The organism is Subdoligranulum sp. APC924/74 (assembly GCF_003324125.1).
Lineage (GTDB): Bacteria > Bacillota > Clostridia > Oscillospirales > Ruminococcaceae > Gemmiger > Gemmiger qucibialis.
Window position 1 is genome coordinate 1 of record NZ_PSQF01000083.1, and the last position, 12,015, is coordinate 12,015.

Below are 12,015 nucleotides of genomic sequence, written 5' to 3' on the forward strand. Positions count from 1 at the left end.
GTATTATCTGCGCTTTTGGCTTAGCATCTGCCGCACCTCGCTCGCCGTATCGGCACTTAGAATTATGCGGTATTGCCTTAGATAACAGTGTTCCCTCTCGGAACGACATATATTTTCGATACGAACCTAAATGCAATCTGTAGGGGACGATGCTTGCATCGTCCCGGATGTCGGGCCTTGTCAGATATCTTGCTTCGTGATACCGGCAAACACTCCGCTGGTACACTCTGCCCCCTACGGCCGCCTTCCCCTTTCGCTTCATTCTTATCATAATACGCGGCAGGTGTGAAATTTTCAACATTTTGTGCTGTCCCCCGTTTAAAATTTTCCGGTTTTCCCGCTTGGCATGTTGTGGTATACTGTTAGCAGTATGATAAGTTGGGGGTGTATGCTTTCTACAGCCACCGCCCCACAAGTTATACGATTTGTTTATCAAATCTTGTAAGAAATACATTTCGTATTAAGTCTATCGGAGGTTCTGGCCATGCTGGATATCATTCTGCTTGGCACCGGCGGCACACAGCCCCTGCCGGAGCGCGCCCTGGCGGCTGCCTGCATCACGGTGGGCGGCTCCAACCTGCTGCTGGACTGCGGCGAGGGCACCCAGACTGCCGCGCGCCGGGCCGGGGTCAGTATTTTCCGCATGGACGCCATTCTGCTGACCCATTACCACGGGGACCACATTTTCGGCCTGCCCGGCATCTGGCAGACGATGGCCGCCCAGGGCCGCACTGCCCCCCTCGTCATGGCTGGGCCGCCGGGCTTGACGGATGTGGTGCGCACCTTTTACGCCGTGGCCGGACCGCTGCCGTTCGAACTACGGCTGAAAGAACTGCCGGACTGCAAAGGCGAGTTTGAAGTGCCCGCCGGGTGCGTGCAGGCGTTCCCCCTCAAGCACCGGGTACCCTGCTGCGGATATGCGTTCACCCTGCCGCGGGCGGGCAAGTTTGATCCCCAGCGGGCAAAGGCGGCGGGCATCCCTGTGCGTTACTGGTCCACCCTGCAAAGCGGCCAGCCGGTGGGCGGCTTCCTGCCGTCCCAGGTTCTCGGCCCGCCGCGCCGCGGGCTGAAAGTTGTCTATGCGACCGACACCCGCCCCAGCGCTGCGCTGCGCCGCGCTGCACAGGATGCCGATCTTTTGTTGATGGATTCCACCTATGCCGATGACGCCGACCTGCCCAAAGCGAAGTTATACGGCCATTCCACCTGCCGCGAAACGGGGGTCCTTGCCGCCGAAGCCAACGTGTGCCGCCTGTGGCTGACCCATTACAGCGCCGCCGTAACGGATCTTGCCCCCGGCCTTGCCGCCGCGCAGCAGGCGTTTCCCACCGCAGCCGCCGGGGTTGACGGCATGCGGCTGACCTTGAATTTTGACCCTGATTAAATGAGGTTTTCCCCTTGAAAAAATCTGCCCGTCTGAACATTTTGTTTGCCATCATCATTCTGCTGGCCGCCGGGGTGCTGTGGCTCTGTTTCGGCCATCCGGCTGCCGGGTCCGGTCTGGTTGCCGTGCTGACCTATGGCGATGACAGCACCCAGCTGCGCATCCCGCTGGACACCGACCATCGCTATGATATTGATACCGGCTATTACACCATCCATCTGGTTGTGGAAAACGGCGGCATCCGCTTTGTGGAAAGCCCCTGCCCGGACCACACCTGTGAATCCTTTGGCGTACTGACCAAACAGGGCGATTGGGCCGCCTGCCTGCCCGCCCGCGCCAGCGTTACCGTTGAATAACCATACATTACGGAGGTTCCCCATGAAACCCACCTACAAGCAAGTGACCAAAACCCGCTATATTGAGCAGATCAGCCAGCTGGCGGAAGAAATTTTTGTTCAGCATTACACCAAGCTGACCCCAAAAGTAGCCCGCGCCCTGGCGGAAAAGTACCAGAGTGATATCCTGACGGATGACGAGATCCACAGCGGAACTGTGAATTATTTCATGATCTATCTGGGCAGCGATCCAGTCGGCTATTTTGCGCTGGATCTTACCCCCACGGGGGCCATGTGCCTGTCCCGCCTGTTCCTTTTGGAAAAAGCCCGCGGCCAGGGCATAGGCCGCAGCATTGTGGCCTATGCCCAAAAACTGGCCGAAGGCGATGGCCGCAGCCGCCTATATCTGCGGGTATGGGCCAAGGACCTGAAAGCTGAAGGGTTCTGCAAAAAGTGCCGCTTCCGCAAAAGCGAGACCGTCCCCATGGAAGTCCTGCCCGGCGTTACTCTCGAGATCACCACCTGGGAAAAACTCTGGCGCTGACCATCCAGCCTTTTTGAAAAAAGGCTGGGCGAAAACTTTTCATGGGCCGAGCATAGGGCGGGAGTTCATCCTGGCGGACGTAAAAATTATAGAGTGTTTGCCGTATATTCCACCACGCTATTCCCCACAAAGCAACGGGCGCACAATGTGCACCCCATACAAAATGACGATTGCGCATTATAAAACAATCTGTAGGGAACTGTCTTGACCGTTCCGCGATTTTATGGTGGATGCCACAACAAATTCATACAGAAGCCCGCCGTATATTTTGGCTTCCCTGGAGGGGAGCTGTCCGCACAGCGGACTGAGGGGTGGCTCCCCACGCAGGGCCTAAAAATAATCAGAATTTACGTCAGGCTCCCGGCTTGGTCAGGTTCACCCCGCCCTACCCCACAAATTTACGGCAATACCGCATAATTCTAAGTGCCGATACGGCGAGCGAGGTGCGGCAGATGCTAAGCCAAAAGCGCAGATAATACTTTGTGTATTATCGAGCATTTTGGCAACACAGATGCCGTGCCGCAGCTGCCGGAGCGGTGCTTAAGCCGCAAGGCGGGAATTGTGCGGTGTTGCCTTACCATTCACCCCAAATTTCAAACTTATCCTCATCTCCAATTCCTAATTTCTCATTCCTCATTCCTAATTGAGATAACTCCTAACTTTCAAGGGGGTGCCACCTTTGAATCTTCTCCACCTCGCCGATCTTCACCTCGGCAAGCGGGTCAATGGCTTTGACCTGCTGCCGGACCAGCGCTATATCTTAGAGCAGGTCCTTGACCTGTGCACTTCCCACAATGTGCAGGCGGTGGCGCTGGCCGGGGATATTTACGATACCGCCCTGCCCCCTGCCGCCGCAGTTTTGCTGCTGGACTGGTTTTTGACCGAGCTTGCTCATCGGAACATCCCGGTGCTGGCCATTGCCGGCAACCATGACAGCGCCGAGCGGCTGGATTATGCCGCCGGGCTGCTTTCCAACCAACAGGTCTATCTGGCCGGGCAGTTCACCAGTGCCCCCCGCCGGGTCATCTTGCAGGATGAATTCGGCGAGCTCACCTTTGACCTCCTGCCCTTTGTCCGCCCCGCCACCGTGCGCCACTGCCTGCCGGATGCCGATATCCGGGATGAAGATTCCGCCATCGCCGCCGCGCTGGGCCCGCTGCCCACCGCCGGGGAGCGTCGGGTTCTGATCGCCCACCAGATGGTGCTGGGCAGCGGCAGTCTGCCCACCTGTTCCGGCAGTGAGAGCATTGCCGCCGATGTCAACGTCGGCACGGTTCAGGCCGTGGATGCCGCCCGCTTTACCGGCTACCTGTACACCGCCCTTGGCCACATTCACCGCCCGCAGCAGGTCGGCTGCCCCACTGTGCGGTACGCGGGCAGCCCACTGTGCTATTCGCTGGATGAGTGCGGCGCGCAGAAAAGCGCCGTTCTGGTTCATATCGGGGCCAACGGAGCCGAACCGGAGCTTTTGCCCCTGCGCCCGCTGCACGCCATGCGCCACCTCACCGGCCCGCTGGACCAGCTGACCGCCGCCGATACCGTAACAGATGCCGAAGATTACATCTGGGCCACCCTGACCGACCCAGTTCCCCGCCCGGACGCCATGGCCGTGCTGCGTGCCGCTTACCCCAACGCCATGAAGCTGGATTACGCTCCCGGCGACGCACTGGATACCGGCAGCGATGCCATCCAGCAGGCCGCCCAGCTGCGCACCATGGGCTTTGACGAGCTGTTCGCCCGCTTTTTTGAAAAGATGCACGGCCGCACCCTTACCCCCGAAGAAACCGCAGCTCTGGCCCAGCTGCGCCAGGAGGCCGGACTATGAAACCTGTACGCCTGACCCTTTGCGCCTTTGGCCCTTATGCCGGCACCTGCACACTGGATTTGTCCGGCTTTGGCTCCAGCGGCCTCTTTCTGATCAGCGGCGATACCGGCGCGGGCAAAACCGCGCTGTTTGACGCTATCACCTTTGCCCTGTACGGCGAAACCACCGGCGCTTACCGCGAACCGGACATGCTGCGCAGCGACTATGCCATCCCCACTGATACCACCTTTGTGGAGCTGGAGTTCACCCACCGCGGCCGTACTTATACCGTCAACCGCACCCCGGAGCAGACCCGCGCCAAGCGCCGGGGTGAGGGCGTTACCACAGTTCCTGGCTCTGCCGCCTTAACGCAGGATCCGGACGCTCCCGTGACCGGTACCAAAGCCGTGACTGCAGCGGTGACAGCCCTGCTGGGCATTGACGCCCGCCAGTTTGCCCAAATCTCGATGATCGCGCAGAATGATTTTGCCCGCCTGCTCAACGCTTCCAGCGCCGACCGGGCCGAAATTCTGCGCCGCGTGTTTGATACCGCCAGCTACCAGCGGCTTGGCAGTGCCGCCCGCACCAAAGCCGGGGAAGCTCTGCGCCAGGCCGAGCTTGCCAACCACACCGTTGTGCAGCTGCTGGCCGCTTTACAGCCTGCCCCCGGCAGCCCCCACACCGGCGAACTTGCCGATGCGCAGGACAGCCGTGACCCCTACCGTGCCCCCGCCGCGCTGGACTGGGCCGCTGAGATGATCGAAGCGGACACCGCCCTGACGGCGGAGCAATCCCAACAGCTGGATACCCTTGATGCCCGCATTGAAGCGCAGTCCGCCGCGGTGGAAGCCGCCCAAAACCGTGCCAAACTGCTGAGCAGTCTGGATGAAGCCCAGGCCAAAGCCGCCGAGCTGACTGCCCAGGCCCCCGCTTTGAATGCGGAGTGGGACAAGACTGAAGCCCGCCGCCCGGAGCTTGCCGAGCTGGATGCCAAGCTGCAGCGCTTTGCGGAGTGGGAGCCGCGCTATCAAGAGTTGAGCACCGCCGCAGCCAGCGCCAAAACCGCCCGCGCCCAGGCCGAGCAGGCCGCCGCGGCACTGGAAAAAGACCAGAAAACTCTAAGCAGTACCGATACTGCCTTAGCCCAGCTGGAACCGCAGATCACGGCCTGCGGCGAACCGAACGCCGAGCTGGAAAGCTGCCGCAAAACCATTGAGCTGGCCCAAAGCCAGCAGCAGGACTGCCAAGCCCTGTTGGACGATATCCCCCGCCTGCACACCGCGCAAGCCAACTGGCAGCGCACTGCCGATGAATACCGGCAAAAGCAGCAGCAGGCCGATGCCGCCCAGCATTCCAGCGCCGAGATGCAGCGCGCCCTGAATGCCGCCCGCGCCGGGATTCTGGCGCAAGATCTGGTGGATGGCGCCCCCTGCCCGGTGTGCGGTGCTCTGCACCACCCAGCACCGGCAGCCCCCGCCCCCAGCCATGTCACCGAAGCCGCCTGCAACAAAGCTGCGCAGGCAGCGGCGAGCGCTGCGGCGGAAGCTTCCAAAGCCTCCACCGCAGCCGGGGAAGCCAAAGCCGCAGCCCAAACCCAGCGGGATACCCTGTATGCGCGTACCGCCGCCTTTCTGGCGCGCCGCCGCCAGCATTATACCGGGCCGCAGGCCGATGCCCTGACCCCGGACGAGCTGCAAACCGCCCTGCAGGCCCAACATGACAGCCTGCGCCGCGGCCTTGCCGAAGTGCATGACCGCATGGCAAATGCTGAATCCCGCAAAAAAGATCTGGAAAAGCTGACCCGCCAAAAAGCCCAGCTGCAAGCCCAGCGCCCCGACCAGGCAAACGCTGTGGAGCAGGCCCGCACCGCACAGGCCAACGCCGAAAAAGCCGCCGCGGAAGCCCAGACCCGCCTTGCCGAGGGGCAGAAAAACCTGCCCTGGCCAGATGCCGCCGCTATGGCCGCCGCCCGCGCCGAGACCCAAAAACAGCGCCGCACCCTGCAAGCCGCACTGGATGCCGCTGCCAAAAGCCGCGATGCTTTTTCCAAAGAACTTGCTGCGGCCCAAAGCGCCGCCCAAACCCTGGCCGAACAGGCCGGGGATATCGCCAGCCGCCCGGACCCTGCCGCCCAGCAGCAGGCCCTTACTGCACTGCAAGCTGAGCGCAAAAACCTGCGCGACCAAAACCAGGCCGCCCTGCACCGGCTGGATACCAACCGCGATGCCCTGACCAACCTAAAAAAAGCCATCACCGCCGCAGAATCTGCCCGCGCCAACGCCGCCATGCTGGATAACCTGAGCAAGACCATCAACGGCAATCTGACCCAAAAGCAAAAGCTGCCCTTTGAACAGTATGTGCAGAGCTTTTATTTTGACGGCGTGGTCGCCGCCGCAAACCGTCGTTTTACCCGCATGACGGGCGGCCAGTATACCCTGCGCCGCCGCCAGAGCGCCGATATTGCCGCCAAGACCGCACTGGAGCTGGATGTGTTCGATGCCTACACCGGTAAGACCCGCCCGGTCGGTTCCCTTTCCGGCGGCGAAAGCTTTTTGGCGGCGCTCAGCCTGGCTCTTGGCATCAGCGATACCATCCAGGAAAGTGCCGGCGGCATCAGCGTGGATACCCTGTTTGTGGACGAAGGCTTTGGCACGCTGGACGCCGATGCCCTGCAAAAAGCCATTGACACCCTGACTGCCCTTGCCGGTTCCGATAAGCTGGTCGGCATCATCAGCCACGTCGAAACCCTCCAGGACCGCATCCCCAAACAAATCCTGGTCCAAAAGACCAAATGCGGAAGCAAAGCCCAAGTAGAACTTGGTTAATTGGAAGTTAGGAGGGAGGAGTTAGGAGTTTATGGTGCGGCTTGCGCCGCGTATTAAAATCATAACACTCTTATACTCTCTCCGTTTCCTCACTTCTAATTATTGCCGCTTCCAAAAATTCCGTCCTTCAACTCCTAACTCCTACTTCCTACCTCCTAACTTATGAACCATCTTCTCCAATCTCAACTCCAATCCTATGCTTCCTCCGGGCTTTACCCCTTGCACATGCCGGGGCACAAGCGGCGGGTGGTGCCGGCACCGGGCCTGCCTGCCGGGTGGGATATGACCGAAGTTCCCGGCGTAGATGACCTGCACGATGCAGACGGCATTTTGGCCGATGCCATGGCCCGCACCGCCGCCCTGTGGGGGGCAAAGCGAACCTGGTATCTGGTCAACGGCTCCACCTGCGGCATTCTGGCCGCCATCCGGGCCGCTGTCGTCAGTTCCGGCCGCACCGCCGTCATCTGCGCGCGCAACTGCCACAAATCCGTTTACCACGCCATTGAGCTCAACCGCTTAACGGCACACTGGCTTGTGCCCCCCGTGGACCCGGCGTTCGGCATTTACGGCAGCATCACCCCCGCCATGGTAGCGGATGCCCTGCGCGCCTGCCCGGATGCCGCTGCGGTCATCCTTACCAGCCCCACCTATGAGGGTGTTTTGAGTGATCTCGCCGCCATTGCCGCTTTGTGCCACGCCGCCAACGTTCCCCTGATCGTGGACGAAGCCCACGGCGCGCACTATCTGCCACTGGCCGCCGCCCACGGCTGGCAGGGCGGTGCCATTGCTGCCGGGGCAGATGTCATCATTCAAAGCCCGCACAAGACACTGCCCAGCCTGACCCAGACCGCCCTGCTGCACTGGAACAGTTCTTTCATTCCGCCGCAGGAGCTGGAACGCCAGCTGGATGTGTTTGAAACCAGTTCCCCCTCCTATCCGTTAATGGCCAGCCTGGACGGCTGCACCGGCCTGCTGGCCGAACACGGCGATGCCTGGTTTGCCGCCTGGCGTGCCCGCTTGCAGCGGTTCAGCGGCGCTGTGCGGCCACTGCGCCGCCTGCGCGTGCTCTGCCATGGGATGGATGATGTTTCTGCCCACCCCGGCTTTTTTGCCCACGATTCCGGCAAGATCCTCGTCAACGGTACTGTTGCCGGGCTGACCGGCCCCGCCCTGGCGGAACTGCTGCGCCGGGACTGGCAGTTTGAAACCGAGATGTCCTGTGGTGCCAACGTGCTGGCCATGACCTCCCCCTGCGATGAAGAAACCGCCCTTGACCGTTTTGCCGCTGCCCTGTTGGTGATCGATGCTGCGGCGGCGCAGAACGCTCCCCTGCCCGCCTCGGCGCAGGTGCTGCCCACCCCCGGCCCAGCCGCCTGTTCCATCGCACAGGCGCTTTTTGCCCCGCACACCGCATTGCCACTGCAACATGCCGTTGGCCGCACCTCGGCGGAGTATGTCTGGGCATATCCGCCGGGCGTTCCGCTGCTGGCACCGGGCGAAGTGATCACTCCGGAATTCATCGCGGCCTGCACCGCCCTTGCTGCCTGCGGCACCCACCTGCACCACACTGGCCTTGGCGGTGGCTCCACTTTGGATGTTCTGCCATAGCACCATTCCTGTTGTGGGCAAAAAACTGCCCGCCTCCCCGCAAAAATCCCCGCTTTTGCTTGACAAACCCTATGGTTTCCGTGTATATTTAATATAATCTATATTTATAGAAGAGGTGAAATTTCATGAAGCACATTCAGACTCTGAACACCCGCGATATGGCTAAGAGCCTCCAGAACGGCGGCTGCGGCGAATGCCAGACTTCCTGCCAGAGCGCCTGCAAGACCAGCTGCGGCATTGCCAACCAGCCTTGCGAGAAGAAGTAATTTTTACTTGAACTGGCTTTCTGCCGGGACTGCCTTTTACCAAAAAGGCGCTCCCGGTTCTTTTTATGTAACCCCACTTTGATTCGGATATGAGGAATAGTATGATCCATCAATATAAACTCAACGGCTACAACATTGTGCTGGATGTCTACAGCGGCAGCGTTCACGCCGTAGACGAACTGGCGTATGCCGCCATCGCTCTGGTCGATGCCGGCCACCCCCGCGCAGAAGCTGCCGACCTGCTGGCAAAGAAATATGCTGACCATCCCGAAGTGACCGCCGAGGACATCAACGACTGCTTTGACGATATCGAAGAACTGAAGGCCGATGGCAAGCTGTTTGCCGAAGATATTTACGCTGACCATGCCTTTGACTTCAAGAATCGTTCCACCGTTGTCAAGGCACTCTGCCTGCATGTGGCCCACACCTGCAATCTGAACTGCGAATACTGCTTTGCCGCCCAGGGCAAGTTTCACGGCCAGTCCGGCCTGATGAGCTTTGAGACCGGCAAGCGTGCGCTGGATTTCCTGGTGGAGCACAGCGGCACCCGCCACAACCTGGAGGTTGACTTTTTCGGCGGCGAACCGCTGATGAACTTTGAGGTCTGCAAACAGCTGGTTGCCTATGCTCGCAGCATTGAAAAAGAAAAAGGCAAGAACTTCCGCTTCACCCTGACCACCAACGGCATCGGCATCACCGATGAAGTCATTGAGTGGGCCAACAAAGAGTGCTACAACGTGGTTCTTTCTCTGGATGGCCGCAAGGAGGTCAACGACCGTTTCCGCAAGGATATTGCAGGCCGCGGCAGCTATGACCGCATTGTGCCCAAGTTCCAGCAGCTGGTCAAGGCCCGCGGCGGTAAGGGCTACTACATGCGCGGCACCTTCACCCATTACAACACCGATTTCACCAACGACCTGTTCCACATGGCGGATGATCTCGGCTTTGACGAGCTTTCCATGGAGCCGGTCGTGAGCAAGGCCGGCAGTCCCGAAGCCCTGACCGAAGCCGACCTACCCATCCTGTTTGACCAGTATGAGCTGCTGGCCAAGGATATGCTCCGCCGTGAAAAAGCCGGTCATCCCATCACTTTCTACCATTACATGATCGACTTGGCCCATGGCCCCTGCATTTACAAGCGCATTTCCGGCTGTGGTTCCGGCACCGAATATATGGCCGTTACCCCCTGGGGCGACCTGTACCCCTGCCATCAGTTTGTCGGCGACCCGGATTACAAGCTGGGCGATATCTGGAACGGCGTTACCAACACTGAACTGCGGGATGAATTCAAGCTGTGCAACGTGTACGCCCGCCCCGACTGCAAGGATTGCTGGGCACGCCTGTACTGCGCGGGCGGCTGCGCCGCCAACGCCCTGCACGCCACCGGCGATATCCACGGTGTGTATGAATATGGCTGCGAAGTGTTCCGCAAGCGCATTGAATGTGCCCTGATGATCAAAGTAGCCGAAAGCCTTGATCCCGAGCTGGCAGGCCGCGCCGCAACGGCAGCTCCTGCCACCGACGAGGACTGTGGCGACTGTTCCTCCTGCGAATAATTTCCTTTTCCCAGGGTGTATCTGAAAAGTCGAAAATATCGGCTGTTTCTTTGTTTTCAGATACACCTTAACCGCCGAGCCAGCAAAATCGGCGTTTCTTGTTTATCCCCGCACCAAATCTTCCATCAAATTCATCTGGCAAAGCCGGAATAAGGAGCGTAACTTGTATGGAATACCGTGTCTGCCGCAATAATCCTGCCCCCTATAATGACCTCAACGGCAAAATCAGCCTGCTGGGTCTTGGCACCATGCGCCTGCCCCTGCGGGACGCCGCCGACCAGACCAGCATTGACGAGGAAAAGGCACAGGAGATTTTTGATTATGCTTATGCCCACGGCGTGAACTATTTCGATACTGCCTACCCCTACCACGGCGGCATGAGCGAAAAGTTCTGCGGCAAAGCTCTGGCCAAGTATCCCCGCACCAGCTATCACCTTGCCAGCAAACTGCCCGGCTGGCTGTTGAAATGCGATGAGGATGTGCCCCGTATTTTTAACGAGCAGTTGGCCAACTGCCGCACTGATTACTTTGATTTTTACCTCGCTCACTCTGTGCATGAAAGCAGCTGGTCCAATTACGTCAAGTACCACGCCTATGACCAGCTGAACGAGCTGCGCAAGGCGGGCAAAATCAAGCGGCTGGGCTTTTCTTTCCATGGCAGCGCTGAGCAGCTGTCAGAGATCCTTGCTGCAGGCGATTGGGATTTTGTACAGCTGCAGCTCAATTATTTTGACTGGGACTATCAGCAGAGCCGCAAAAAATACGAGCTGTGCGCCGCTGCCGGGCTGCAGGTCATCGTTATGGAGCCGGTGCGCGGCGGGATGCTGAACACCCTTTGCCCTGAAGCCGCCGCCCTGCTGCATCAGGCCGCCCCGGAAAAGAGCCTGGCCAGCTGGGCCATTCGCTGGGTTGCCAGCCTGCCCAATGTGCTGTGCGTACTTTCCGGCATGACTACCCTGGAGCAGGTACAGGATAACGTGGCTTCCATGGATCCCTTTATTCCGCTTTCCACCACCGAGCAGGATACCCTCGCCCGTGCGCTGGATGTGTTCAAGGCCCAAAAGCTTGCCCCCTGCACGGCCTGCAAGTACTGCATGCCCTGCCCCGCCGGGGTCAACATTCCGGGCATGCTGCACGCCTGGAACGAATACCGCCTGTGTGGTGACCGCCTCGCCACCCTAAAAGAGGAATATGAGGACGCCCCCGCCGCCACCCGCGCCGAGCATTGCATCAAGTGCGGTGCCTGCCTGCCCAAATGCCCCCAGCACATCGACATCCGTTCCATGATGAGCACCATCTGCGATACGCTGTGATTTTTGGATTTACGGGGGATTTTTCCAACCTTTTTGAAAAAAGGCTTCGGCGAAAACCTTTAATCCAATAGGTACAATCGTATAAATAAGGCGCACCACGGGGATTATTCTGTGGTGCGCCTGTTTTTTGTTGTTCCTGTTTATGATCCCTGCCTATGCGGAATTACAGCAGGTTTAACCCTTACCACGAACTTTTTCCCGCCGTCCCATTCCGAATTCCTAATTTTTCATTTCTAATTCCTAAGGCAACACCGCACAATTCCCGCCTTGCGGCTTAAGCACCGCTCCGACAGCTGCGGCACGGCATCTGCGTTGCCAAAATGCTCGATAATGTCGGGTTGCGGTACCCGCATCGTGCTTCGGGGGCAAAAGCCCCTCGC

9 protein-coding genes are annotated in these 12,015 nt (G+C 59.5%); all 9 read left to right on the forward strand.

Annotated features, from left to right (window positions below):
- Positions 1–484 precede the first annotated feature (484 nt).
- The 9 genes from C4885_RS13245 (at position 485) to C4885_RS13285 (ending at position 11,635) form a co-directional block, all read left to right on the forward strand.
- Entirely contained in the window at positions 485–1,384 is a 900-nt protein-coding gene (locus C4885_RS13245; RefSeq protein ID WP_114000785.1) for a ribonuclease Z, read from the forward strand.
- Positions 1,385–1,398: 14 nt separating this feature from the next.
- A complete protein-coding gene (locus C4885_RS13250; protein ID WP_114000786.1) occupies positions 1,399–1,740 on the forward strand; it encodes a NusG domain II-containing protein in 342 nt (113 codons plus the stop codon).
- Between the two features lie 22 nt (positions 1,741–1,762).
- The gene (locus C4885_RS13255; protein ID WP_114000787.1) at positions 1,763–2,263 is read left to right on the forward strand and encodes an N-acetyltransferase; all 501 of its coding nucleotides are present in this window, start codon (positions 1,763–1,765) and stop codon (positions 2,261–2,263) included.
- Positions 2,264–2,942: 679 nt separating this feature from the next.
- Entirely contained in the window at positions 2,943–4,088 is a 1,146-nt protein-coding gene (locus C4885_RS13260) for an exonuclease SbcCD subunit D (RefSeq protein WP_158538897.1), read from the forward strand.
- Positions 4,085–6,892 (forward strand): AAA family ATPase, encoded by a 2,808-nt coding sequence (locus tag C4885_RS13265; RefSeq protein ID WP_114000789.1) that lies wholly within the window; start codon positions 4,085–4,087, stop codon positions 6,890–6,892. Before C4885_RS13260 ends, C4885_RS13265 begins: the two co-directional genes overlap by 4 nt.
- A 249-nt stretch (positions 6,893–7,141) precedes the next feature.
- Positions 7,142–8,500, forward strand: a complete 1,359-nt coding sequence (locus tag C4885_RS13270; RefSeq protein ID WP_158538898.1) for an aminotransferase class I/II-fold pyridoxal phosphate-dependent enzyme — start codon at positions 7,142–7,144, stop codon at positions 8,498–8,500.
- Between the two features lie 125 nt (positions 8,501–8,625).
- Positions 8,626–8,766, forward strand: a complete 141-nt coding sequence (gene scfA, locus C4885_RS13275) for a six-cysteine ranthipeptide SCIFF (protein ID WP_114000791.1) — start codon at positions 8,626–8,628, stop codon at positions 8,764–8,766.
- A gap of 101 nt (positions 8,767–8,867) precedes the next feature.
- A complete protein-coding gene (gene scfB, locus C4885_RS13280; RefSeq protein ID WP_114000792.1) occupies positions 8,868–10,322 on the forward strand; it encodes a thioether cross-link-forming SCIFF peptide maturase in 1,455 nt (484 codons plus the stop codon).
- A gap of 167 nt (positions 10,323–10,489) precedes the next feature.
- Complete coding sequence (locus C4885_RS13285; RefSeq protein WP_114000793.1) at positions 10,490–11,635, forward strand: aldo/keto reductase; 1,146 nt, start codon at positions 10,490–10,492, stop codon at positions 11,633–11,635.
- Positions 11,636–12,015 lie beyond the last annotated feature (380 nt).